At 64.2% G+C, this 24,898-nt stretch carries 25 protein-coding genes; 8 read left to right on the top strand and 17 right to left on the bottom strand.

Annotated features, from left to right (window positions below; genetic code table 11):
• Positions 1-28: 28 nt before the first annotated feature.
• Positions 29-673, bottom strand: a complete 645-nt coding sequence (locus tag UNPA324_RS25970; RefSeq protein ID WP_128920346.1) for a response regulator transcription factor — start codon at positions 671-673, stop codon at positions 29-31.
• 87 nt (positions 674-760) lie between these two features.
• Between UNPA324_RS25970 and UNPA324_RS25965 the strand changes: the two genes are divergently transcribed.
• Positions 761-2,101 carry an ATP-binding protein gene (locus tag UNPA324_RS25965; protein ID WP_128920345.1) on the top strand — a complete coding sequence of 447 codons (1,341 nt, stop codon included), beginning with the start codon at positions 761-763 and terminating at the stop codon, positions 2,099-2,101.
• 97 nt (positions 2,102-2,198) lie between these two features.
• On the opposite strand, the gene UNPA324_RS25960 is transcribed toward UNPA324_RS25965, so the two are convergent.
• The 9 genes from UNPA324_RS25960 to coxB all read right to left on the bottom strand — a co-directional run bounded on the left by UNPA324_RS25960 (position 2,199) and on the right by coxB (position 9,303).
• A complete protein-coding gene (locus tag UNPA324_RS25960) occupies positions 2,199-2,564 on the bottom strand; it encodes a nuclear transport factor 2 family protein (RefSeq protein ID WP_128920344.1) in 366 nt (121 codons plus the stop codon).
• Positions 2,565-2,678: 114 nt separating this feature from the next.
• Positions 2,679-3,431, bottom strand: a complete 753-nt coding sequence (locus tag UNPA324_RS25955) for an SURF1 family protein (protein ID WP_128920343.1) — start codon at positions 3,429-3,431, stop codon at positions 2,679-2,681.
• A complete protein-coding gene (locus tag UNPA324_RS25950) occupies positions 3,428-3,829 on the bottom strand; it encodes a DUF983 domain-containing protein (RefSeq protein ID WP_128920342.1) in 402 nt (133 codons plus the stop codon). Before UNPA324_RS25950 ends, UNPA324_RS25955 begins: the two co-directional genes overlap by 4 nt.
• A 98-nt stretch (positions 3,830-3,927) precedes the next feature.
• Complete coding sequence (locus UNPA324_RS25945; protein WP_128920341.1) at positions 3,928-4,824, bottom strand: cytochrome c oxidase subunit 3; 897 nt, start codon at positions 4,822-4,824, stop codon at positions 3,928-3,930.
• An 80-nt stretch (positions 4,825-4,904) separates the two neighbouring features.
• Positions 4,905-5,558: a cytochrome c oxidase assembly protein gene (locus tag UNPA324_RS25940; protein WP_141936631.1), complete on the bottom strand. Its 654-nt coding sequence runs from the start codon at positions 5,556-5,558 to the stop codon at positions 4,905-4,907.
• 5 nt (positions 5,559-5,563) lie between these two features.
• The gene (locus UNPA324_RS25935) at positions 5,564-5,740 is read right to left on the bottom strand and encodes a cytochrome c oxidase system small membrane protein (RefSeq protein ID WP_063197888.1); all 177 of its coding nucleotides are present in this window, start codon (positions 5,738-5,740) and stop codon (positions 5,564-5,566) included.
• Complete coding sequence (locus tag UNPA324_RS25930; RefSeq protein WP_128920338.1) at positions 5,737-6,681, bottom strand: heme o synthase; 945 nt, start codon at positions 6,679-6,681, stop codon at positions 5,737-5,739. Before UNPA324_RS25930 ends, UNPA324_RS25935 begins: the two co-directional genes overlap by 4 nt.
• 61 nt (positions 6,682-6,742) lie before the next feature.
• A complete protein-coding gene (gene ctaD / locus UNPA324_RS25925) occupies positions 6,743-8,362 on the bottom strand; it encodes a cytochrome c oxidase subunit I (RefSeq protein ID WP_128920337.1) in 1,620 nt (539 codons plus the stop codon).
• 86 nt (positions 8,363-8,448) lie between these two features.
• On the bottom strand, positions 8,449-9,303 hold the full coding sequence (gene coxB / locus UNPA324_RS25920; protein WP_141936629.1) for a cytochrome c oxidase subunit II: 855 nt from the start codon (positions 9,301-9,303) through the stop codon (positions 8,449-8,451).
• A gap of 461 nt (positions 9,304-9,764) precedes the next feature.
• Between coxB and UNPA324_RS25915 the strand changes: the two genes are divergently transcribed.
• From UNPA324_RS25915 to UNPA324_RS25900, 4 genes are all read left to right on the top strand, one after another.
• Complete coding sequence (locus UNPA324_RS25915) at positions 9,765-10,307, top strand: invasion associated locus B family protein (protein WP_128920335.1); 543 nt, start codon at positions 9,765-9,767, stop codon at positions 10,305-10,307.
• A gap of 221 nt (positions 10,308-10,528) precedes the next feature.
• Positions 10,529-11,956, top strand: coding sequence for a metalloprotease TldD (tldD, locus tag UNPA324_RS25910; RefSeq protein ID WP_141936627.1), 1,428 nt, complete (start codon positions 10,529-10,531; stop codon positions 11,954-11,956).
• Positions 11,953-12,729: a signal peptidase I gene (gene lepB, locus UNPA324_RS25905; RefSeq protein WP_128920333.1), complete on the top strand. Its 777-nt coding sequence runs from the start codon at positions 11,953-11,955 to the stop codon at positions 12,727-12,729. Before tldD ends, lepB begins: the two co-directional genes overlap by 4 nt.
• Positions 12,730-12,844: 115 nt before the next feature.
• Entirely contained in the window at positions 12,845-13,411 is a 567-nt protein-coding gene (locus UNPA324_RS25900; protein ID WP_141936625.1) for a nucleotidyltransferase family protein, read from the top strand.
• 129 nt (positions 13,412-13,540) lie between these two features.
• Here the strand turns inward: UNPA324_RS25900 and UNPA324_RS25895 are convergent, their stop codons facing one another.
• The 3 genes from UNPA324_RS25895 to UNPA324_RS25885 form a co-directional block, all read right to left on the bottom strand.
• Complete coding sequence (locus UNPA324_RS25895; protein ID WP_141936622.1) at positions 13,541-14,119, bottom strand: PAN domain-containing protein; 579 nt, start codon at positions 14,117-14,119, stop codon at positions 13,541-13,543.
• A 213-nt stretch (positions 14,120-14,332) separates the two neighbouring features.
• Positions 14,333-15,703: a glutamate--cysteine ligase gene (locus tag UNPA324_RS25890; protein WP_128920330.1), complete on the bottom strand. Its 1,371-nt coding sequence runs from the start codon at positions 15,701-15,703 to the stop codon at positions 14,333-14,335.
• A gap of 99 nt (positions 15,704-15,802) precedes the next feature.
• Positions 15,803-16,300, bottom strand: a complete 498-nt coding sequence (locus UNPA324_RS25885; RefSeq protein WP_128920329.1) for a MarR family winged helix-turn-helix transcriptional regulator — start codon at positions 16,298-16,300, stop codon at positions 15,803-15,805.
• Positions 16,301-16,426: 126 nt separating this feature from the next.
• Here UNPA324_RS25885 and gstA point away from each other — a divergent pair, with 126 nt between their 5' ends.
• Both gstA and UNPA324_RS25875 read left to right on the top strand, forming a co-directional pair.
• Complete coding sequence (gene gstA / locus UNPA324_RS25880) at positions 16,427-17,041, top strand: glutathione transferase GstA (RefSeq protein WP_128920328.1); 615 nt, start codon at positions 16,427-16,429, stop codon at positions 17,039-17,041.
• Positions 17,042-17,284: 243 nt separating this feature from the next.
• Positions 17,285-17,593 (top strand): hypothetical protein, encoded by a 309-nt coding sequence (locus tag UNPA324_RS25875; protein ID WP_245472003.1) that lies wholly within the window; start codon positions 17,285-17,287, stop codon positions 17,591-17,593.
• Positions 17,594-17,944: 351 nt separating this feature from the next.
• Here the strand turns inward: UNPA324_RS25875 and UNPA324_RS25870 are convergent, their stop codons facing one another.
• The 4 genes from UNPA324_RS25870 to UNPA324_RS25855 form a co-directional block, all read right to left on the bottom strand.
• On the bottom strand, positions 17,945-20,158 hold the full coding sequence (locus tag UNPA324_RS25870; RefSeq protein WP_141936620.1) for an FAD-dependent oxidoreductase: 2,214 nt from the start codon (positions 20,156-20,158) through the stop codon (positions 17,945-17,947).
• 141 nt (positions 20,159-20,299) lie between these two features.
• Positions 20,300-21,508, bottom strand: a complete 1,209-nt coding sequence (locus tag UNPA324_RS25865) for an acetyl-CoA C-acetyltransferase (RefSeq protein WP_128920325.1) — start codon at positions 21,506-21,508, stop codon at positions 20,300-20,302.
• 55 nt (positions 21,509-21,563) lie between these two features.
• A complete protein-coding gene (locus UNPA324_RS25860) occupies positions 21,564-23,354 on the bottom strand; it encodes an acyl-CoA dehydrogenase C-terminal domain-containing protein (protein ID WP_128920324.1) in 1,791 nt (596 codons plus the stop codon).
• Between the two features lie 102 nt (positions 23,355-23,456).
• Positions 23,457-23,840, bottom strand: coding sequence for a nuclear transport factor 2 family protein (locus tag UNPA324_RS25855; protein WP_164936382.1), 384 nt, complete (start codon positions 23,838-23,840; stop codon positions 23,457-23,459).
• A 199-nt stretch (positions 23,841-24,039) separates the two neighbouring features.
• Here UNPA324_RS25855 and UNPA324_RS25850 point away from each other — a divergent pair, with 199 nt between their 5' ends.
• On the top strand, positions 24,040-24,630 hold the full coding sequence (locus UNPA324_RS25850; RefSeq protein WP_128920323.1) for a PadR family transcriptional regulator: 591 nt from the start codon (positions 24,040-24,042) through the stop codon (positions 24,628-24,630).
• Positions 24,631-24,898 lie beyond the last annotated feature (268 nt).

Genomic DNA, 24,898 nt, shown 5'->3' with positions numbered 1-24,898 from the left:
GTGCCCAGAGCCGCCAGCATCCAGGACGTCAATTCATCCCGATTTCCACTGCGATCCTGATCAGGTCGGAATGGTTCTTGGCCCCTAATTTCTGCTTGAGCAGAGACGTGGTGTTGGCGACCGTCTTGTAGGAGATGCCAAGCGCCTCCGCGACTTCCACGATCTTGTCGCCGCGTCCGAGCAGGCGGAGGATCTCGAGCTCCCGCGGCGTCATCTGCGAGGCCGGGTTGGCCTTGATCGCCGCGCCGGAAAACGTCACGGCTTCCGCGAGTTGCGGTGAGATGAAATTGTCGCCCGCGACCACCTTGCGCACCGCTTTGAGCAGGATCCTGGGATCGTCGCCCTTGGAAACATAGCCCTGCGCTCCAAGCTCGACGGCCCGCACCACGAAGGCCGGATCGTCGTTCATGCTGAACATGATGATCTTGGCCTCGGGATCGTCCTTGCGAATGCGTCGCATCAGCTCGAAGCCGGAGACATCGGGCAGGCTGATGTCGATCACGGCGACGTCCGGCCGCTTGCTGACATAGGCGCGATGCCCGGATTTGGCGTCCGTCGCCTCCTCGATCCGGATCGAATGGTCGGAAGCGAACAGGGTGCGGCAACCAGACAGCACCACGGGATGGTCGTCGACAATCAGGACCCGGGTCCCCGGCTTGGCAGTATCTTGCATCGCGCGCTCTCTTGTCTTCTTGACTCATAGACCGGCGGGAACAAATGGAAAGAGCAAATTCCGCCGATGCGCGTTAGAATTGACCTAATGTGGCAACGACTCTCGTTCAGAACGCAACTGTTTCTTCCACTCGGCGCGAGTTTTCTTGCAGCGCTGATCCTGGGCGGCATATTGCTCCGGATATTCGCAACCGGGCAGCTTGCCGATGAGAACGAGCCGGCTCGGCGCTCCATCCGAACGATCGCCACCGCACTCAACGACACTTTGCGTGCGTCGGACAACCCGCAGAAGACGCTTGACGCCTTTGTCCAATCCTTGGCCGCCTCCTCGGACGTCCATTTCCGTTCGGCGGAAGGCGCTCCTGCGCCTTCGCCAAAGGACGGCATGCCTAATCTGCGGGGGGTTCCGCAGTGGTTTGTCAACCTGCTTGTGGTGCCGGACACGGACGCTGCGGCCCCGGTGCTGATCGATGGCAGACATATCGGCGATCTCGTGTTTCTGCCGGACCTGTCAGCCGACCTGTTCGAGAAGTGGATCGGCTTCCTCGCGCTGACCAGCCTCGTCGCCGTGCTGATGGTGCTCACCGGCATCATCGCCTACGTCTTCGCGGGATCGGCGCTGCGCCCCCTGCGCCATCTCGGCGAAGGCCTGACGCGGATGCGGCGTGGCGATTTTACAAAGCCGATCCCGGTCGGGGGGCCGACGGAGATTCGGCAAAGCTGTGCGGAAGCAAACGCGCTGGCTGCAACGCTTGCGCAATTGAGCCAGGACAATCGCGATCTGATGCATCGCCTGGTGTCGCTCCAGGACGACGAGCGGCGCGATCTCGCCCGCGAACTGCACGACGAGCTCGGACCGCTGCTGTTCAGCATCCGCGCCGGCACGATCGCGCTGATCGACGCCTCGCCGCGGGTGGGAAATCTCGGCAATTCGGCGGACGAAGTGCTGCAATCGGTCGAAGCGCTCCAGCAGACCAACCGCCGCATCCTCGATCGGCTGCGGCCGCTCTACATCGAGGAGCTCGGCCTTGCGACCACCGTGCAGACGCTGCTCCGGAACTTTCGCAAGCAGGCACCCCATATCATCCTGACGGATACGATCGATCCAGATCTCAACGTGATCGACGGACCGTTGGCTCGGACCATCTATCGGGTGATCCAGGAGGCACTGACCAACGTGCTGCGCCATGCCAAGGCCGGCAGCGCCCATGTCCAGGCGACCATCGCCGGCGAGACATTGCTCATCGAGATCTCGGACGACGGCGGCGGCTTCCCCGCCGACAATGCCTTCGGCCGCGGCCTGACCGGCATGCATGAGCGCGTGCGTGCGCTCAGCGGATCGTTGTCGCTACTGCGCGTGGACGAGCGAACCTATGTCCGCTGCCGCCTTCCGGCCGAAACGACACGCGAGGCGCAGGTCAACCACTGAAGCGCGATGCGATTAGGATGAATCGTCATCGCGCTTTTGGTTGTTGTTCAAGCATGATCTTTTCGGAAGACCGCTGCGCACTTTTCCGGAACATGCTCTAGCACGCGCAGCAATCATGCGCGTTCTGTCGCGCCGGCTCGCACAAGGTGCTGCGGATCTTGCCTTCCGGACTGAAACGAAACGAGGCGCGGATGCGCAACGCGCCGGCCACGGAATATTCGAGATCGACACCATGAGGCACCGGGCGGATCTCCTCCAGCCCGAAACCCGCCAGCGAGAACGCGCTGAGCCGCGGCTGCCAATAGGCCTCGAGCTCGCTCCGGCCGCGATAGCGCTGCGCGCCGTTACACGTACATTCGACCTGGGCGTCGTCCGCATAGAGGTCGAGCAACATCATGAGGTCGCCCTGCCGGCAGGCGTCCACCCAATCGACGACAACTCCCATCTGATCGAAATCGCTCACGCCGCAATCCTGTCTGCCGCGGAAAACCACCGGCGGCTTAGGGCCACACTCGTGAATGTGCGCTGAATAATAAACCCCGGGCGATACCGGGTTCCGGCGTGGAGACCGACCAGCTCAGCTCTGCCGCCGGCCTCTGGCCCACACGACGAAGGCGATCAGCACGGCGCCCGCGAGCAAGAACCAGGTGACGGCGTATTGCAGGTGGTCGTCCTTCAGATGCACGTCGAGCGGCCCCGGACGCGGAATTCCGTTCTCGGGCGCCGGCTGCTCGAGATCGACATAGAACGGCGCCACCGCGCCCCAGCCGAGCGCGCTTGCAATGGCCGAATGATCCCGCACGAACCAGAGCCGCTTGTCGCGGTTCTCCGCCGGCGTCAGCGAGCCGGCCGCCTCGGGAAAGCGCAGATAACCCGTCAGCGCGACCGGCTGCCCGGTGACGAGCTTCTTCACCGCGCGATCCTCGACGCCGCGGTCCTGCATCGTGTTCTCGACGAAGCCCGCGTCGATCACGACCGTCTCGCCGCTTGGAAGCCGCGCCGGCAGGAACGCCCAGGTGCCCGGGCCGGAGGCGTCCTTGCGCACCGCGGAGCCGGAGGAATAGACCATCGCATCGGGCAGGGCTGCGTAGATCGCTGTGAAGCTGACGCGGCGGAATTCATCACGCGCGGGATTGAGCGCGGCCCATTGTGGCGGTGGTGGCAGCGCAATGGGCGCCGCGGCCAGCCGCTCGGTCAGCGCCGCGATCAGCTCGTGCTTGGCGGTCCGGCGCTGCAATTGCCAGACGCCGAGCGCGACGAAGACGGCCGTCAGGAACAGCGTGAACAGCGCGAAGCCGGCCACGCGGGGCTTGCGCGCGGGCTGGTTCATTTCGCGCGGTCGACCAACCGGCCCGGCGCCGCTTTGTGGTGGAATTGCAGCGCGATCAGCAGCGACTTCATCGCACGCAGCGGCAACAGCGTGGTGGCCAGGATCAGCGGCAACCACAGCACCGCATGCAGCCAGTATGGCGGCTGGTATTTGACCTCGACGATGAGCGCTGCCGCAACGACGATCCCACCGGCCAGCATGATGATGAAGATCGCCGGACCGTCGCCAGTATCGATGAAGGCGTAGTCGAGACCGCAGCGGTCGCAGGCGGGCGCGAGGTTGAGGAAGCCCGCATAGAGCTTGCCCTGGCCGCAGCGCGGGCATCTGCAGGCGAGCCCGCGGAGCGCGCTCTGCAGGACAGTAATTTCAGGATCGGACTTGCCGGCTGTGTCGTTCATGATGGCGGACCCTATCACAGTTTTCGCCGAAACTTTCCGGCGGTCCAAAAGCGAAAGGGCGGCCCTGCGGCCGCCCTTTCTGGTCGATTCCTCGCGGCTCAGTGCGCGCCGTGGGCCATGGTCTCGGCACCGTGTCCCCAGACGTAGATGCAGAGGAACAGGAACAGCCAGACCACGTCGACGAAGTGCCAGTACCAGGCGGCGAACTCGAAACCGAGGTGCTGTTTGGGCGTGAAGTGGCCGGCATAGGCGCGGAACAGACAAACCAGCAGGAAGATGGTGCCGACCAGCACGTGGAAACCGTGGAACCCGGTCGCCATGAAGAAGGTCGCGCCATAGACGTTGCCGGCGAAGGAGAACGCCGCGTGGCTGTACTCATAGGCCTGCACGCAGGTGAAGAGCGCGCCGAGCACGACGGTGAGGATCAGGCCGTATTTCAGGCCCTGGCGGTCGTTCTCGAGCAGCGCGTGGTGCGCCCAGGTCACGGTGGTGCCCGACGTGAGCAGGATCAGCGTGTTCAGGAGCGGCAGGTGCCAGGGATCGAAAGTCTCGATGCCCTTCGGCGGCCAGGTGCCGGGGACCGCGCAGGCACCGGCCTGGGTGCCGAGGCCGCAGCCGAACACAGCGTCACGGGTGGCATGGACGGCGTCCGCCGGAAACAGCGCCGCGTTGAAGTAAGCCCAGAACCAGGCGACGAAGAACATCACCTCGGAGGCGATGAACAGGATCATGCCGTAGCGGTGATGCAGCTGCACGACGCGGGTGTGGTCGCCCTTGTACTGGGCTTCCTTGATCACGTCGCCCCACCAGCTCGCCATGGTGTAGAGCACGCCCACGGTGCCGACGCCGAACACGATCGGCGCGGCCGAGTACATATGATGCATCCAGGAGATCGCGCCGACCGCCATGATGAAGGCCGAGAGCGAACCGACGGCCGGCCACGGAGAGGGATCGACCAGGTGATAGTCGTGATGCTTGGTGTGCGCCGTTGCCATTTTGCGGTCTCTCTCCTCAATCCCGTGCCTGTCAGGCACTTATCCCCTTGTTTCCGACCCCCGCGGCGCGAGCCCGGCGATCAGAGATTTCCCTTGCGCTTGTCGCTTTCGCCCGATGCCAGCGGCTTCACCACCGGATCCTTCACCGGATAGAAGGTGTAGGACAGCGTGATCGTGTTCAGCCCGTCGTTCTCGTGATCGTCGACGATCGACGGGTCGACGTAGAACACGACCGGCATCTCGCGCTTCTCGCCCGGAGCCATAGTCTGCTCGGTGAAGCAGAAGCAGTTGATCTTCTGGAAATAGGAGCCGACTGTCAGTGGCGCGACGTTGTAGGCGGCCTGCGCTGCCGTGGTGCGCGCGGCCTGGTTGGTCACGGTGTAGAAGATGGTCGTGACCTGTCCGATATTGACCTCGATCTCGTTCTGCTCCGGCTCGAATTTCCAGGGCAGGCCGGGCGCGACGTTGGCATCGAAGCGCACCGAGACCTTCCGCGCGATCGGCCCCGTGGCCGGCGCGGAGGTCGCGACTTGCGTCGTGCCGTTGAAACCGGTGGCGCGGCAGAACCAGTTGTAGAACGGCACTGCCGCGTAGGAAGCGCCGACCATCAGCGCGACCACGCCGCCGCAGATGGAAGCAACCACCGCATCGCGCCCCAGGGCGCGGTGCTTGGCCGGCTTACGATTGGCCGGCTTGGCGCTGACATCCTGCGATATGGTCGGCTCGTGATTCATCTGTCCTACATCGGCCGCACGAGAACTGCGGGTCCCTTGACCATGGTGACGGCGAAGAACAGCACCACGAGCACGCCGAGCGCGAGTGCGATCGCGATCGAGCGCTGACGACGGCTCTTCTTCTGCGCCTCGGTGAGGACGATTCCGTCTGTCTCGGGTTTGTCGGCCATCGCTGTGATCATGCGCCCCCTACCATCGGAGCAAGCGCCCGGACCACGACCTCGACCAGCAGGGTCGCGAACAGCGCGAACAGATAGAGGATCGAGAAGGCAAACAGCTTGCGGGTCGCGCGCAGCGACGCAGATCGCTCGCGGCGCATATAGACGTTGATCGCGAGCGCCAGCATGCCGGTCCCCAGGATCAGCGAGACGATGCCGTAAATGGCGTCGAAATAGCCGAGCGCCCAGGGCGCGGCGGCGACCGCGATCAGCACGATTGTGTAGAGCAGAATCTGGAGCCGCGTCGCATCGGGACCGGCGACGTTGGGCAGCATCGGAATGCCGGCGCGCGCGTAGTCGTCGGAGCGGAACAGCGCCAGCGCCCAGAAATGCGGCGGGGTCCAGAAGAAGATGATGGCGAACAGCAGCAGCGGCTCGACGTCGACCGTGCCCGTGACGGCGGCCCAGGCCACCACCGGCGGCAGCGCGCCGGCGGCGCCGCCGATCACGATGTTCTGCGCGGTCCAACGCTTCAGGCCCATCGTGTAGATCACGACGTAGAAGAAGATGGTGAAGGCGAGCAGGCTGCCAGCGATCCAGTTGACGAGGATGCCGAGCGTCATCACCGAGAAGAAAGACAGCGTCAGGCCGAACGCCATCGCCTCGGGTCGGGTGATGCGGCCGCGGGGGATCGGCCGGTTCGCCGTGCGCGACATCTTGGCGTCGATGTCGCCTTCGAGCGCCATGTTGAGCGCGCCGGAGGCGCCGGCACCGACTGCGATGCAGAGCAGCGAGGTGAACGCGAGCACCGGGTGGAAGTGTCCCGGCGCCATCGCCATCCCGACCAGCGCGGTGAAGATCACCAGCGACATCACCCGCGGCTTCAACAGCGCGATGTAGTCGCCGACCTCCGCCTCGGAGATGCGGGGATTGATGTCGATGGCGTTCTGGTCGAGGACGGACACGAATTCAACTCGCTTCGTTATAAGAGCCGCGGCGCCCGTCACGGGCGCCGCGGGTGATCGCTTACTGCACGCGGGGCAGCACTTCGAACTGGTGGAAGGGCGGCGGCGAGGGCAGCGTCCATTCCAGCGTGGTCGCACCGGCACCCCACGGATTGTCGCCCGCCGGCACCTTCTTCATGAAGGCGTCGATCACGCAGTAGAGGAAGATCAGCACGCCGAAGCCGGAGATGTAGGAGCCGACCGACGAGACCAGGTTCCAGCCTGCGAACGCATCGGGATAGTCGACATAGCGGCGCGGCATGCCGGACAGGCCGAGGAAGTGCTGCGGGAAGAACACCAGGTTGACGCCGATGAAGGTGACCCAGAAGTGCGCTTTCGCGAGCGTTTCGTTGTACATGTAGCCCGTCATCTTCGGGAACCAGTAGTACCAGCCGGCGAAGATCGCGAATACCGCGCCCAGCGACAGCACGTAGTGGAAGTGCGCGACGACGTAATAGGTCTCCTGCAGCACGCGATCGACGCCGGCGTTCGCCAGCACGACGCCGGTGACGCCGCCGATCGTGAACAGGAAGATGAAGCCCACCGCCCAGATCATCGGTGCCCGGAATTCGATCGAGCCGCCCCACATGGTGGCGATCCACGAGAAGATCTTCACCCCGGTCGGAACCGCGATGACCATCGTCGCGGCGACGAAATAGGCCTGCGTCGCCGAGGACATGCCGACCGTGTACATGTGGTGCGCCCACACCACGAAGCCGATGCCGCCGATCGCGACCATGGCGTAGGCCATGCCGAGATAGCCGAACACGGGTTTGCGCGAGAAGGTCGAGACGATCTGGCTGATCATGCCGAAGCCGGGCAGGATCAGGATGTACACCTCGGGGTGGCCGAAGAACCAGAACAGATGCTGGAACAGCACGGGATCGCCGCCGCCGTCGGGCGCGAAGAAGGTCGTGCCGAAATTGCGGTCGGTGAGCAGCATGGTGATCGCACCGGCGAGCACCGGCAGCGACAGCAGCAACAGGAACACCGTCACCAGGATCGACCACACGAACAGCGGCATCTTGTGCAGGGTCATGCCCGGCGCGCGCATGTTGAAGATCGTGGTGATGAAGTTGATAGCGCCGAGGATCGACGAGGCACCCGCCAGATGCAGCGACAGGATCGCGAAGTCGACGGCCGGGCCCGGATGGCCGGAGCTCGACAGCGGCACGTACATGGTCCAGCCGGCGCCGACGCCGTTGGCGCCCGGCTCGCCCTCGACGAAGGTCGACATCAGGAGCAGGCCGAAGGAGGCCGGCAGCAGCCAGAACGAGATGTTGTTCATGCGCGGGAACGCCATGTCGGGCGCGCCGATCATCAGCGGGACGAACCAGTTGCCGAAGCCGCCGATCATCGCGGGCATGACCATGAAGAAGATCATGATCAGGCCGTGAGAGGTCACGAACACGTTATAGGTGTGCGTCTCGTGGAATATCTGCACGCCCGGATACATCAGCTCGGCACGGATCGCGATCGACATCGCGGCACCGATGATGCCGGCGATGACCGCGAAGACCAGGTACATCGTGCCGATGTCCTTGTGGTTGGTCGAATAGACGTAGCGGCGCCATCCGGTCGGATGGGCGTGCTCGTCATGTCCGTGGGCGTGATCGCCGTGTACCGCTGCGCTCGTTGCCATTTTCAAATCCTGCCTTGCGTCCCATTCGGACCTTTGGAGGTCCCGCCCTTATATCGCTTCCAGTGCCTCAACCCGTCACCCGACGCTCACTGCGTCGGGCCGGCCGCGGAGGCGTAGGTGCTGGCGCCGCCGCTCGCGTATTTCTTCTTCGCCGATTCAACCCAGGAAGCGAACTCCTGGTCGTTCACGACGCGGATCGCGATCGGCATGAAGGCGTGGTCCTTGCCGCACAGTTCCGAGCACTGACCGTAATACATGCCGGCCTTGGTGGCCTTGAACCAGGTCTCGTTCAGGCGGCCCGGAATGGCGTCGATCTTGACGCCGAAAGCCGGCAGCGCGAAGGCGTGGATGACGTCGGCGCCCGTGACCTGGACGCGAATCACCTTGTTGACCGGCACCACCATCTCGTTGTCGACGCCGAGCAGACGGGGCTGCTTGTCCTGCGCCATCAGCGAGTCAAACTCGAACTTGCCGTTGTCCGGATAGGCATAGGACCAGTACCACTGCTTGCCGGTCGCCTTGACGGTGATGTCCGCCTTCGGCACGTCGAGCTCGAGGAACAGAAGCCGGAACGACGGCACCGAGATGCCGACCAGGATCAGCACCGGAACGAGCGTCCAGGCCACCTCGATCAGCGTGTTGTGGGTGGTCCGCGACGGCACCGGGTTGGCCCGCGCGTTGAACTTGATGACCACGACCACGAGCAGCGCCAGAACGAACAGCGTGATCAGCGTGATCAGCACGAACAGGAAGTTGTGGAACCAGACGATGTTGTCCATCACCGGAGAACCCGAGGCCTGGAGGTGCCATTCCCAGGGCTCCGGCTGCCCGACCTCGGCAAATGCCACGCCGCCCGTCGCCAGCGCGACGCCAGTCGCCACCAAGGCGATGGTGGCCAATCCCAGCAAATGCCGGCCCACCCGACCCATCGACATCCTCATGCCGTTCGCGCTCCCCTTACGAAATCACCCCAAGTGCGCCGCCCTATCTGCGGGAAACGCTTATTCGATCCGCCCGTCTGACAAACCGCCGCGCAAGAATACCTCTAAGAGGAATTCGGGCCAGATCGCTAGAACGCCGAAATCAAGCCTCTCAAACCATAGTTTTTGATCTATCGCAATGCAGTCTTGAGCCCGGTCTGCCAGCCATCACCCGCAAGATAATTCCTAGTAACATTGGACAAAAATACCGTTGGCCGGGATGCTGCCGCTTGACAGCGGAATTGCCCGCGTTAGGCACTGGCAGATGGCCGCGCAGGAACCTGATTCGTGCGGGCGGCGGCAGTGCGAGGCGGCGCGGAATTTGCTTGGGAATCGCCTTCAAGACGCCGTCATTCCCGTATCAGTCCGCCGGATTAGTCCGCCGAGCGCGAGCGAGGAAGGCGAGCAGAGGGACCGACCCGATGGGGCTTTCGAAATCGATGGCAAGGCCGGCGAGCAGGCAGGCTAGCCTCCCGGCGCTGGCAGGCCTGCTGGCTGCGATCGTCCTTCTGGCGTTTCCTGGCGTCGTCCATGCGCAGGGCGCGGTGCGCTCCGTCCATGGCGACTGGCAGATTCGCTGCGACACGCCGCCGGGCGCCCAGAGCGAGCAATGCGCCCTGATCCAGAGCGTGGTGGCGGAAGACCGCTCCAATGCCGGCCTGACCGTCATCGTGCTGAAGACCGCCGACCAGAAGAGCCGTCTGATGCGCGTGGTGGCGCCGTTAGGGGTCCTGCTGCCCTCCGGTCTCGGCCTCAAGCTCGACAACCAGGACGTCGGCCGTGCCGGGTTCGTCCGCTGCCTGCCCAATGGCTGCGTCGCCGAGGTCGTCATGGACGACAAGCTGCTCGGCCAGCTCCGCACCGCCAAGACCGCCACCTTCATCATCTTCGAGACACCGGAAGAAGGCATCGGATTCCCGCTCAGCCTGAACGGGCTCGGCGAAGGCTACGACAAGCTGCCGTAGGGGCGGCATCGAATCGCACGCTCTCCATTCCGTCATCCTGAGGCTCGCCTTGCTTTGCAAGGCGAGCACCTCAGGATGACGGTGATGGATTGACGAGTGCGGCACGTTTCGACGAGCGCCCCTGCCCAATCCTATCGTTTCGGTAATGTGACGCCCCGCCCCTCGCGGAACCGATCCGAAACCATTATCTTGCCCCAGATCTTCCGCTAATGGACGGACGCATGACCAACCCTGCCACGACCTCCCTGCTCGACCGCGCCAATCTCGACCGCGACCAGGTTCGCCACGAGGTCGCGCGCGGGCTTTCCGGTGCCGACGACGGCGAGCTGTTCCTGGAGTACAGCCAGACCGAAGCGCTGATGTTCGACAACGGGCGGCTGAAGCAGGCGACCTACGACACCTCGCAAGGTTTTGGCTTACGCGCGGTCAAGGATGATGCCGTGGGTTACGCCCACTCCTCCGACGTGTCGCTGCCGGCGCTGATGCGCGCGGCGGACGCGGTTGCGGCCGTGCGCGGCGGCTATTCCGGCAATTTTTCCGCGCCGCCTCCTCACACCAATGTCCGTCTCTATGGCGACGACAACCCGCTCGACGCGCCGGGCTTCGAGACCAAGGTCAAGCTGCTCGCAGAGATCGACGCTTACCTGCGCGACAAGGATCCGCGGGTGCGACAGGTCAGCGTCAGCCTCGGCGCGACCTGGCAGGTGGTCGAGATCCTGCGGCCGGACGGCGAGAGCTATCGCGACATCCGTCCGCTCGTGCGCGTCAACATCTCCGTCGTCGCCGGCCAGGGCGACCGCCAGGAGAGCGGCAGCAAGGGTTACGGCGGCCGTGCCGGCTATGCCGAATTCATCGAGAGCCGAAGCTGGCGCGACGCCGCCGACGGCGCGCTGCGCGAGGCGCTGGTCAATCTGGAATCGATTCCGGCTCCCGCCGGCGAGATGGACGTCGTGTTAGGGGCCGGCTGGCCCGGCGTGATGCTTCATGAAGCGGTCGGCCATGGCCTGGAGGGCGATTTCAACCGCAAGAAGACCTCTGCCTTTGCCGGCCTGATGGGCCAGCAGGTCGCGGCCAAGGGCGTCACCGTGGTCGACGACGGCACCATTGCCTCGCGTCGCGGCTCGCTGTCGATCGACGACGAGGGCACGCCGACCAATCGCACCGTGCTGATCGAGGACGGCATTCTGGTCGGCTACATGCAGGACCGTCAGAACGCGCGGTTGATGAACATGAAGCCGACCGGCAACGGCCGCCGCCAGGGCTATGCCCATGTGCCGATGCCGCGCATGACCAACACCTATATGCTCCCGGGCGACCGCGATCCGGCCGAGATCCTCGCCTCGGTGAAGAATGGCGTCTTCGCTGCGAATTTCGGCGGCGGCCAGGTCGACATCACCTCGGGCAAGTACGTGTTCCAGTGTACCGAAGCCTACAAGATCGAGAACGGCAAGCTGGGCGCGCCGCTGAAGGGTGCCATGTTGATCGGCAACGGGCCGACCGACCTGCATCGCATCCGCATGATCGGCAACGATCTTGCGCTCGATACCGGCATCGGCACCTGCGGCAAGAACGGCCAGGGCGTGCCTGTCGGCGTCGGCCAGCCGTCGCTGCTGATGGAACGCATTACGGTGGGTGGAACGGGCGCATGAGCGTGGAAAAGATAACTGCGACCTCCAAGGGGAAGAGCAGCGGCTGGGGCGGGCAGATCGTTCAGCTCGCCGGCATCGTCGTCGCCGTGTTCATCGCCAAGGGCGCGCTTGCCGAGCCGTTCTACGTACCGTCGGGCTCGATGGAGCCGACGCTGCTGATTGGAGATGCGCTGATCGCCTCGAAATTCCCTTATGGCTACGGCAGTTCGTCGCTGCCGATCCAGATCAGCCTGCCCGAGACCGGCCGCGTGTTCGCGGAGACGCCGAAGCAGGGCGACGTCGTGGTGTTTCGCTGGCCCGGCGATCGTTCGCAGGCCTGGGTCAAGCGCGTCGTGGGTCTGCCCGGTGATCGCATCCAGATGCGGCAGGGTCAGCTCTTCATCAACGACCGCCCCGCCGAGCTGAAGCCGGACGGTGTCGGATCTGCCGAGGACGACAATGGCGGCAGCGAGCCCGCCTACCGCTATGTCGAGACGCTGCCGAACGGCGTCTCGCATTTGATCTTCAAGATGCGCGACAACGGTCCGCTCGACAACACCAAGGAAGTGACGGTGCCGGCCGGTCACCTGTTCGTGCTCGGCGACAACCGTGACAATTCCTCCGACAGCCGCGTGCCGCTGCGGTCCGGCGGTGTCGGCCTGTTGCCGATCGACAATTTGATCGGCCGTGCGGATGCGGTGCTCGGCTCCTGGGATCTCGGCATGCGCGGCCAGCCGGTGTGGACCTGGCTGTCCGGCTTCCGGCTGGCGCGGTTCTTCACCGCGGTGCATTGACTGGATCGTATATCGTAGGGTGGGCAAAGCGAAGCGTGCCCACGATTTGTCGTAACGCGAAAAGATGGTGGGCACGACGCGCGAAGAGCGCGTCTTTGCCCACCCTACGATTCTCATGACGCGCGACGAATTCCTCGCATTGGCTCTGCAAAATCCCGTCAACGTCGCGATCATCGATGAACTCGATCATCTCGCGCTGCCGGATGCGTGGCTGGTCGCAGGTTGCCTCGTGCAATCGGTATGGAATGGGCTCACGGGCCGCCCGGTCGATCACGGCATTGCTGATTACGACGTGTTCTATTTCGATTTCGATACGTCGTGGGAGGCGGAGGACACGGTGATCCGCAAGCTGCAGGCGCAGCTCGGCCATCTCGGCGCCAAGATCGAGATCCGCAATCAGGCGCGTGTGCACCTGTGGTACCCCGACAAGCATGGCCTGCCCTATCCGCCATTGACCCGCTCGACCGACGGCATCGACCGCTTCCTGACGCAGAACACACAGGTCGGAGTCAGGCGCGTAGAGGATGGCTACGAGGTCTACGCGCCGCACGGGTTTGACGACGTCGCGAGATTGATCGTGCGGCCCAATCGGGCACTGAATTTCTCGGTGGCGAATTACGCGGCCAAAGCCGCCCGCTGGAAGACGCTGTGGCCGGAGCTCACGGTGATTGCCGCGGAGTGAGGTGCCGTAGAGTGGGCAAAGCGAAGCGTGCCCACCCGATCTGTGGCCGGATCGGAAAGATGGTGGGCACGGCGCAAGGGCGCCTTTGCCGACCCTACGGCACCTGCGTCCGTGGCACGCGTCCGAACGCTACCGCACCACGCCCGACGTGAACCCTGCCTTCCGCCGCGGCGGCTTGATTTCCTTTTTCAGGAAGCAGCGCGCCTCGCGCCCGGTGTAGCCGGGGCGGGCATAGGTGAAGGCGCGGCATTTGTTATCGGCGGTGCACGCGGCCTTGCAGGCCTCCACGCTCTCGCCGTCCTTCAGGTCGAAATTGCGCAAGTCCCCACCGGGGCGGTCGATCGACGTTTCCACGCCCTCGACCCGTGGCTCGATCACGCCGGCGCCGCGCACGCCGGAGATACAGCAGCTTCCCGGCACGCGCGCCGGCACGGTGTTCTTCAGCCAGCACACCGCCGAGCCGCCTTCGACGTCGGGATAGCTGAAGCTCCACGAGCGGCAGCGGCGGTCGCGCTCGCACAGCAGCGCGCAATCCTCCGGATCGCCCGACGCAACCGGTGTGCTGAAATAGTCGCCGCCGGGCCGGTCGAACGCGGTCTGGGCGCGCGCCGGCACGCTCGCGAATGCGAGCGAAAGCAGCGTGACACATGCCACGACGCTTGCCAGGACCTTTGCCATGACGGCGCCGGACAGGCGGCCCTTCCCCATCGGAACAGCTTTCGAGTTATTGACGACGCTCAGGTTTTTCAGCCGGTCATTTGATCGCCGCAAACCTGTATGGGCGATGAACGGCTGAACTCCCGATCGGCGGCTGACCGGCCTCAAGCATGATCCGGAAAAGTGCGAACCGCTTTTCCGGAAAGATCATGCGCAAACAACGACCTAAAGCGCGATGACGATTCTTCCAAATCTCACCGCGCTTTAGAACGCGTATTCCGCGTAGGCCGGTTCCACCGAGCCCTTCCAGGGACCGTTGAACTTGTCCAGCATTTCCTCAGCCGGCGTCCGGCCGGAATCGATGATGCGGTCGAGCGGCTCCAGATGCCGCGTTTCGTCGCGGCCGAGCTGGTCGATCCGGCCGCGCCGGCGCAGGCCGGCATGTGCCAGCACGAGGCATTCCTTGGCGATCTCGAACAGGTAGCGATCCTTGATCCGCGCCTTGAAGCCCATGCGCGGCACGTCGTCGCGCAGGGCCTGGCGTTCATGCGCGTTCCAGTGCTTGACGATCTCCCAGGCGGCGTCGAGCGAGACGTCGTCATAGAGCAGCCCGACCCAGAACGCCGGCAGCGCCGGCAGCCGGCCCCACGGACCGCCGTCGGAGCCGCGCATCTCGAGATAACGCTTGAGCCGCACTTCCGGGAAGATGGTCGACAGATGATTGGCCCAGTCCGACAGCGTCGGACGCTCGCCGGGAAGGTTGTTGTTGCGGCCGTCGAAGAATGCGCGGAACGAGGAGCCCGACACGTCGATGTAGTCCTCATCGCGCTTGACGAAATACATGGGCACGTCGAGCGCGTAGTCGACATAGCGCTCGAAGCCCATGCCGTCCTCGAACGCCCAAGGCATCATGCCCGAACGCGCATTGTCGGTGTCGCGCCAGATCTCGGAGCGGAAGGAGAGGAAGCCGTTCGGCTTGCCTTCGGTGAACGGCGAATTGGCGAACAGCGCGGTCGCGACCGGCTGCAGCGCGAGCGACACGCGCAGCTTCTTGACCATGTCGGCTTCGGAGGAGAAGTCGAGATTGGTCTGCACCGTGCAGGTCCGGTACATCATGTCGAGGCCGTACTGGCCGACCTTCGGCATGTAATTGGTCATGATCTTGTAGCGGCCCTTGGGCATCATCGGGATGTCGGCGCGCGACCAGGACGGCGTCATGCCGAGCCCGAGGAAGCCGATGCCGAGCGGCGTTGCGATCTCGCGCACCTGCGCCAGATGCGCCATCAACTCGCTCTGGGTCTGGTGAACGTTCTCGACCGGGGCGCCGGAGAGCTCGAACTGTCCGCCGGGCTCGAGCGAGATCGCACCGCCGCCGGTGACGTCGTAGAGGCCGATGATGTTGCCCTTCTCCATGATCGGCTCCCAGCCGAGCAGGAGCTTCATGCCCTCGAGCAATGCACCGATGCCTCGCGCGCCTTCGTAAGGCACCGGACGGTGGCCTTCGAGCGTGAACGGCGTCTTCTCGTGCTCGGTGCCCATGCGGAATTCGGACGGGTCCTTGCAGCCGGCCTCGAACCACGCAACGAGCTCGTCGCGCGATTGCAGCGGCGTCATATCGATCTGGTCTCGCGCCATATCAAACTCTAATCAAAGGCGCTTCGATCGAATGCGCGCGGGTGACGGGGATGGTCCGCGAACCCACCGGGCGCACGGACGAGCTGGTGTGCCGCGCGATCATCGCGACGGCGAGCTTTCGTTGACGTTGGCGACGGGCGGCAGCTTCATCTCGCCGCACGAGCAGCCCAGCCGGTCGAGCAGACCGCTGAGCTTGACGGCATCGGCATCGGACAGTTTCGAGCCGACATATTTCTCGATCGCGGCCGAATAGGCGCCCCACATCCGCTTTTGCAGCTCGCGGCCGGCTTCGGTGATCTCGACGAACTGGCCGCGCTTGTCGATCTTGCATTCGCGCCGGGAGGCGAGGCCCTCGTCCACCAGGCGGTCGATCAGGCGCGAGGTGGAATATTGGGGGATCAGCATCTGCCGTTCGAGTTCCACCGGCCGCAGTTCGCCCGACGGCGCGCGCGACAATTCGAGCAGCGCGTCGTACCATGCCAACGGCGGGAAGCCGGCCTTCTTCAGGTCCTGCTCGACGCAATCGAGCACGCGGCTCTGCACCCGCATCAGGCGGATCCAGGCGGAGGTCGCCTCGGTCGATGGTTTGCGTTTCATGGTCCCGCTCAAGCTCGTCGCCCGTCTCTTACCTCATTTGATGCAGCTGCATCAATCTTGACTATTCCAAGCAGCTGCATGTAATCGCTGTTTCGGCCGAACCAAGCATCAAGAGAAGGAAATTCCATGAAACTGTACTATTCGCCCGGTGCCTGCTCGCTGTCCCCCCACATCGCGCTCCTGGAAGCCGGCCTGCCCTATGAGCTGGTCAAGGTCGATATCCGGGCCAAGAAGCTCGAAAACGGTGAGGATTATCTGAAGCTGAACCCCAAGGGCCAGGTCCCTGCGCTGGGCCTCGACAGCGGCGAGATCGTGACCGAAGGCCCGGTGATTGTCCAGATGATCGCCGATCAGGCTTCGGCTAAGGCACTGGCGCCGGCCCACGGCAGTTCCGAGCGCTACAAGCTGCTCGAGTGGCTGAATTTCCTCACCTCCGAGGTGCACAAGAGCTTCGGCCCGCTGTTCGCGCCGGCGCTGAACGACGAGGCCAAGGCCTTCTTCAAAGATCGCGTCATGGGCAAGCTGAAATATATCGACAGCCAGCTCGCCGGCCGCGACTACCTGATGGGCAAGCAGTTCACGGTGGCCGACGGCTATCTGTTCACGATGCTGACCTGGGCCGATCGGATGAAATTCGACCTCTCGGCGATGCCGAACCTTGCCGCCTACAAGGCCCGCGTCGCGGCGCGGCCGCAGGTGCAGGAAGCGCTGAAGAAGGAAGGGCTGGCGCAGGCGAAGTAAGGCCAGACTTAACAGACGAGACGATGGAAGAGCCGGATCGATGATCCGGCTCTTTTTGCTTGAATCGGTTGCGGAAGCCCGGATGTTCGAAATGCCCTGGGCATCAATTTTACGAGCATTGTCGGAGTTAACAATAATTCCGCCTTATGTATTCGGCGGAGGTCAGCATTGTTGTGAGAGCAATCCAGTTGGCTCAACTTCAGCCGTGGACTGCGATATCGGCCTGCGAACAGGGACGCTCTGGTGACAACCATACTCCTGCTCTTGCTCGCGAGCATAATCGCTGGATTGTCGACCGGCCTCTTCTTCCGGGTCTGGAGCCTGTTGCTGGTTTCGCCGGCGACCGCGATCCTTGCTGCAACAGTCCTTCAGACCTCGGGCTTCGGATTTTGGACGGGCATTCCAATCGTCGTCGCCTGCCTGATTGCCGGCCAGGTCGCCTATATGGCGGCGACGCTCTACGTGCACAGAGGCGAGCTCTCAATGCAGGACGACATCGGCGACGATCCAGGCAAGCACGGCCATGGCCACATCGACGATGAGAACGAGTAGGGCCAGGCCGGCCCATGAGGGGATTCTTCTGCGCCGCCTGAAGAGCCTGCGGCGGGGCCACGGCCGCCCCATCAGAGAAAGCGGGGCGTATCTTACAGCAACGCCGGCTGCGTTGAGTTGAGACACCGTCGGGATCATTGCGGGACACTTTCAATGCTGATGGTCATCCGTTGGATCCATTAGCAAAAGCGGTGCCACCGCGAAGCGAGCCAGTCTCGACGACGATGCGGTACCAGGCCGCGCGGTCTCGCCATTCGGCGATGGAAAATGAAAAGGCCGGATCAATGATCCGGCCTCTTGTTTCTGCGTAGCCCGGATGGAGCGCCGGGCAATCCGGCACGACGGGCCCCGTCAGGCCGCCGCCTTCTTCGGCGCGAAGCGGCCGTAGAAGGTTTCGCCCTTCGCCGCCATCTCCTCGAGCAACTTCGGCGGCGTGAAGCGCGAACCGTACTTCGCCTCCAGCTTGTGGCAGAGCTCCACGAACTTCTTGGTGCCCATGAAGTCGATATAGGACAGCGTGCCGCCGGTGAACGGGGCGAAGCCGAAGCCGAGGATCGACCCGACATCCGCCTCGCGCGGATCGGTGATGACGCGATCCTCGACCGTGCGTGCGGCTTCCACCGCCTGCACCACCAGGAAGCGCTGCTTCAGTTCCTCGACGTCGAGCGTGTCGGGGTCGAGCTGCTTCGGCTGCAAGGCCGAGAGGCCCGGCCATAGGCTCTTCTGGCCCTTGCCCTTCTCAGGGTAATCATAAAAGCCCTTGCTGTTCTTGCGCCCCAGACGGCCCTGCTTCTCGACCATCTCCACCATCAGCTTCTTCTGATCGGGGTTGATGGCGTTGGGACCGAGATCGGCTTCGGTTGCCTTCATGATCTTGAGGCCGAGGTCGAGCGCGACTTCATCCGAGAGCGAGAGCGGGCCGACCGGCATGCCGGCCATCTTGGCGCAGTTCTCGATCATCGCGGGCGGCACGCCTTCGAGGAACATCTCGTTGCCTTCGGCGACGTAGCGGCCGACGCAGCGATTGGCGAAGAAGCCTCTGGAGTCGTTGACGACGATCGGCGTCTTGCCGATCTGCCGGACGTAGTCGAGCGCGGTCGCGAGCGCGACATCGCCGGTGTTCTTGCCGAGGATGATCTCGACCAGCATCATCTTCTCGACCGGCGAGAAGAAGTGGATGCCGACGAACTTGGCCTGGTCCTTGAAGGATTCAGCGAGCGAGGTGATCGGCAGCGTCGAGGTGTTCGACGCGAAGATCACGTCCGGCTTCATGTGCTCCTGCGCCTTGGCAAAGGTCTCGGCCTTGACCTTGCGGTCCTCGAACACGGCCTCGATGACGAGGTCGACGTCCTTCAGAGCCGCATAGTCGGCGGTCGGCGTGATGCGCGCGAGTAGCGCTTCGGCATCCGCAGGCTTGGCGCGGCCCTTCTTGATCTGCTCCTCGATCACCTTCTGCGCATGCGCCTTGCCCTTGTCGGCGCTCTCCTGGTCGCGATCGATCAGGACGACGTCGAGGCCGGCACGGGCCGAGACGTAGCCGACGCTGGCGCCCATGAAGCCGGCGCCGATCACGGCGATCTTCTTCACCTTGGTTGCGGGCACGTCCTTCGGACGGCGCGCGCCCTTGTTCAATTCCTGCATCGACAGGAACAGGCTGCGGATCATCGCGGCCGCCTCCTTCGAGCGCAGCACCGAGGTGAAGTAGCGCGACTCGACGCGCAGCGCGGCGTCGATCGGCAGCTGCAGGCCTTCATAGACGCAGCTCATGATCGCGCGCGCGGCCGGATAATTGTCGTAGGTCTCGCGGCGATAGATGGCGTTGCCGGCGGGGAACATCATCATGCCGGCCTTGGAGAACACCGGACCGCCGGGCAGCTTGAAGCCCTTCTCGTCCCAGGGCGCGATCGCCTTGCCGCCGCCCTTGATCCAGTCCTTTGCGGCCTTGATGAGATCGGCGGCCGGAACGATGGCGTGGATCAGATTCAGCGCCTTGGCCTTCTCGATCGTGACCGGATCGCCCTTGAGCAGGATCGTCATCGCGTCCTGCGGCGGCACCAGGCGCGGCACGCGCTGCGTACCGCCGGCACCGGGGAACAGGCCGACCTTGACCTCGGGCAGGCCGAGGCGCGTCTTGGGATTCTCGGCCGCGACGCGATAATGGCAGCACAGCGTGATCTCGAAACCACCGCCGAGCGCGAGGCCGTTGATCGCGGCCGCCCACGGCTTGCCCGAGGTCTCGATCGAACGCAGCACCAGCGAGAAGCGACGGCTCTGATCGAACAGCATCTGGTTCGCCGCGGTCTCGCCCTGCTCCTTCAAGACCTTGGCATAGGCCTGGTTCATGCCTTCAAGCATCGACAGGTCGGCGCCGGCGCAAAACGCTTCCTTGGCCGAGGTGATGACGACGCCCTTCACCGCCGCATCGGCCGTGGTCGCCTTGACGATCGCGTCGAGTTCGTTGGTCGAAGTCTCGTCCAGTACGTTCATCGAACGGCCGGGGATGTCCCAGGTGACGAGCGCGATGCCGTCTGCGTCGGTCTCAACCCTAAAATTCTTGTACGACATGTTGGTTGCTCCTCGGTGCCGCAGCCGATCTCAGGCGCGGCGGTTTAATTCGGTTTCGTAGGGTGGGTTAGCGAAGCGTAACCCACCAACTTTGTCGACGCGGCACGGTGGGTTACGCCTTCGGCAAACCCACCCTACGGACTACACCCGCTCGATGATGGTCGCGGTGCCCATGCCGCCGCCGATGCACAGCGTGACGAGGGCGGTGGACTTGTTGGTGCGCTCGAGCTCGTCGAGCACGGTGCCGAGGATCATCGCACCGGTGGCGCCGAGCGGATGGCCGAGCGCGATGGCGCCGCCATTGACGTTGATCTTGGCGCTGTCGATGTCGAAAGCCTGGATGTAGCGCAGCACGACTGACGCAAAGGCCTCGTTGAGCTCGAACAGGTCGATGTCCGACTTCTTCATGCCGGAACGCGCAAAGAGTTTCTCGGTGACGTCGACCGGACCGGTCAGCATCATCGCCGGCTCCGAGCCGATGTTGGCGAAGGCGCGGATTTTTGCACGCGGCTTCAGGCCGTATTTCGCAGCCGCCTCCTTGCTGCCGAGCAGCACGGCGCCGGCGCCGTCGACGATGCCGGAGGAATTGCCGGCGTGATGCACGTAATTGACGCGCTCGATCTCGGGGTGCGACTGCAGCGCGACGCCGTCGAAGCCGCCCATCTGCGCCATCATCGTGAACGAGGGCTGGAGCTGCGCCAGCGACTGCATCGTCGTCGAGGGACGCATGTGCTCGTCCTTGGCGAGGATGGTGAGGCCGTTGATGTCCTTCACCGGCACGATCGACTTGTCGAAGCGGCCTTCTTCCCAGGACTTGGCCGCACGCTGCTGGCTCTGCACGGCGTAGGCGTCGACGTCGTCGCGCGAGAAGCCGTATTTGGTCGCGATCAGATCGGCCGAGACGCCCTGCGGCATGAAATAGGCCGGCACTGCCATCGAGGGATCCATCGGCCAGGCGCCGCCCGAGGCGCCGATGCCGACGCGGCTCATGGATTCGGCGCCGCCGCCGATCACGAGCTCATGCTGGCCGCTCATCACCTGCGCGGCCGCGAAGTTCACCGCATCGAGGCCGGAGGCGCAGAAGCGGCTGATCTGCACGCCGGGCACGGCTTCGCCGAGCCCCGCTTTCAGCGCCGCAAAGCGCGCGATGTCGGAACCTGCTTCGCCGACCGGATCGACAACGCCGAGGATGACGTCGTCGACGGCATCTTCAGGCAGATTGTTGCGGTCCTTCAGCGCCTTCAGCGGCACGGCCGCAAGCGCGAGCGCCGTGACTTCGTGCAGCGCGCCGTCCGCCTTGCCGCGGCCGCGGGGGGTGCGAACGTGGTCGTAGATGAATGCCTCAGGCATGACGCCCTCCTGATGTGATGTTCGATGCGATTGGGAGCAGGCAGCGGAAGCAGGCTCAGAATGCTTCCGCCGGCAATTCCATGATGGTGGCGCAGCCGGCCTGGATGCGGGCGAGATTGGCGGCGGTCTCCGGCAGCATCCGCTCCATGAAGAAACGGCCGGTGACCAGCTTGGTCGAGAGATAGGGCGTCGCCCCGCTCTCGGCAATCTTGGCATTCGTCACCTTGGCCATCTTCGCCCACATGTAGCCGAGCGCGACGAAGCCGAAGAGATGCAGGTAATCGGTTGCGGCGGCACCGGCATTGTCGGGCTTTGCCATCGCGTTCTGCATCAGCCAGGTCGTGGCCTGCTGGAGATGGCCGAGCGAGGTCGACAGCGGGGTGATGAACGGCTTGAGCGCTTCGTCGCCGCCATTCTCCTTGGCGAAGGCCATGACCTCGCCGAAGAAGGCCATGATGGCGCGGCCGCCGTCGCGCGGCAGCTTGCGACCGACGAGGTCGAGCGCCTGAATGCCATTGGCGCCTTCATAGATCATGGCGATGCGCGCATCGCGCACGAACTGCTCCATGCCCTGCTCGGCGATGTAGCCGTGGCCGCCATACATCTGCTGCGCCTGCACCGCGTTGGCAAAGCCGTAATCGGTCAGGAAACCCTTCAGCACCGGGGTCATCAGGCCCATGTGATCGTCGGCGGCCTGGCGGTCCTTCGGGTCTTCGGAGCGGTGGGCGACGTCGCTCTTCAGCGCGGTCCACATCACGAAGGCACGCGCGGCCTCGTTGAAGGCGCGGATCGAGAGCAGCGTGCGGCGCACGTCGGGGTGCACGATGATCGGGTCGGCCTGCTTGTCCGGTGCCTTGGCGCCGGTGAGCGAGCGGCCCTGGATGCGCTCGCGGGCATAGGCGACGGCGTTCTGATAGGCCACCTCGGACTGCGCGAGGCCCTGCACGGCAACGCCGAGCCTGGCCTCGTTCATCATCACGAACATGCCCTGCATGCCCTTGTTCTCTTCGCCGATCAGCCAGCCGGTGGCGTTGTCGTAGTTCATCACGCAGGTGGAGTTGCCGTGGATGCCCATCTTGTGCTCGATCGAACCGCAGACGACGCCGTTGCGCGCGCCCACCGAGCCATCGGCATTGACCAGGAATTTCGGCACCACGAACAGCGACACGCCCTTGATGCCGGCGGGTGCGCCCTCGATGCGGGCGAGCACGAGGTGGATGATGTTTGGGGCGAGGTCATGCTCGCCGGCCGAGATGAAGATCTTGGTGCCCGTGATCTTGAAGCTGCCGTCCGCCTGGCGCACCGCCTTGGTGCGGAGCATGCCGAGATCGGTGCCGCAATGCGGCTCGGTCAGGTTCATGGTGCCGGTCCACTCGCCGGCGACCATCTTCGGCACGTATGTCTTCTTCTGCTCCGGCGAGCCGTGGACGATGAGCGCCGCGGTCGCGCCCATGGTGAGGCCGCCATACATCGAGAACGCCATGTTGGCGGAGATCTGGAACTCGTTGACGGCCTGCGAGAGCGTCACCGGCAGGCCCTGGCCGCCGAACTCGGTCGGCGCCGACAGACCGAGCCAGCCGCCCTCGGCGACCTGCTTGAACGCGTCCTTGAAACCCTTCGGCGTGGTAACGCTGCCGTCATCCGCGCGCTTGCAGCCTTCGAGATCGCCGACACGGTTCAGCGGCTGCAGCACCTCTTCGGCGAGCTTGGCGGCTTCGCCCAAAATGGCTTCGCGCACGTCGCTCGACGCATCGGAGAAGCCCGCCAGGTTGTCGTAGCGGTCGATCTGGAAGACGTCGTTGAGCAGGAAGTTCACGTCTTCGACGGGGGCTTTGTAGATCGGCATGGAGTTCTCCCGGCAATGGGCCTTGCAGTGGTGATATCAGCGTGTTTCCTGCGGCGCAGCCTTGCCCGCGAGCTTAGCGGGTTCTGCAACCTCAGGGCAGTGTCATGATTGGGCGGCCAGCCGCTCCGCCATCAGGCGGTGCAGCATGTTGATCGCCTTGAGCGGACGCACCATCACCTTGAAATGCGTGATGCGTCCCTCGCTGTCGAAAGTGATGATGTCGACGCCGTTGATCTCGATGCCGTCGATCTCAGTCTTGAATTCGAGCACGGCACCATTGTCGCTGCGCCATTCGCCGACATAGGTGAAGGTCGGGCCGCCAAGCACCTGCTCGGCGCTGGAGAGGTATTTGAAGGTGATGTCACGCCCGCGCTGCGGGGTGTGGACGACCGGGCTTTCGAACACGGCGTCGGGATGCAGGAGGTCCCAAAGCGCGGCGCGGTCGTGAGACCTCATGTAGGCGTACCAGGAATCGAGGCCGGTCATTCTCAGCTGCCTCCCTAAAGGCCTGGACAGAAAACGCGAAAACAACCCCATGCACAGTAGCTTGGTGATTGATTCCGCTGGGTTTTTCGGGTCGGATCTTTCGCCCGGCCCGAGATGCCGTAATATGCACATTGACGCATATGCGCCAATACGCATAAAGTCAAGCATGGTGGTTGAGGTTGAAACAAGGAGGCCGGCGATGGCCCTGGGCGACGCAATCCTCGCATGCCTGACGGAACGTCCGATGACGGGCTACGAGCTCGCCAAGACGTTCGACTCCTCGATCGGCTTCTTCTGGAAGGCCGACCATCAGCAGATCTATCGCGAGCTCTCCAAGCTGCGCGACCGCGGCCACATCCAGGGCCGCGAGGTCGTGCAATCGGGCAAGCCCAACAAGCTGGTTTATACGCTCACTCCGGAGGGGCGAACAGCGCTGCGGCACTGGGCCGCGCGACCAAGCACGCCGGCCTCGACCAAGGACGACCTCCTGGTCCGCCTCCACGCGCTCGACAGCATCGACATCGAGCCGCTGCGCACCGACCTGATGGCCCGCCTCGAGCACCATCGCGACCGCCACGCCAATTACGAGCGCATCCTGAAGAAGCGCTTTCCCGACGGCACCGCAGAGGGCCGGCTCGACCTCGGCAACCTGCTCCTGCTCCGCTTAGGAGCCCGTCACGAGCAGATGGTGGCCGACTTCTGCGAGGAGGCGCTCGCCGCGCTGTCGACGATGACCGGCAAGGCCACGGTGGTGCCGCTGGAAGAGGGCAAGCGCGAGGGGAAGGGCTGAAGCGCCAAGCGCTGAGCACTCCGCAGTACGCACCCCGCTTCTACATATTCCGCTGTCATCGTCCGCGAAGGCGGACGATCCAGTATTCCAGAGACGGCGCGGCTAGAACCGAGGAGCCGCGGCGTACTGGATGCCTCGCCTTCGCGGGGCATGACACCGGTTGTTTGGCGACCGGACGAGCGACACGACACCGCCCCAGGTTCCTCCCGCCCAACTTTCAGACACCCGCGCCGCATTCCTTAACTCGTTATTTACCGTAACAGGAAAA

The organism is Bradyrhizobium sp. UNPA324 (assembly GCF_006658635.1).
Lineage (GTDB): Bacteria > Pseudomonadota > Alphaproteobacteria > Rhizobiales > Xanthobacteraceae > Bradyrhizobium > Bradyrhizobium nanningense.
Note: the sequence above shows the minus strand (reverse complement) of the source record. Positions and strands in the feature narration are given on the sequence as shown.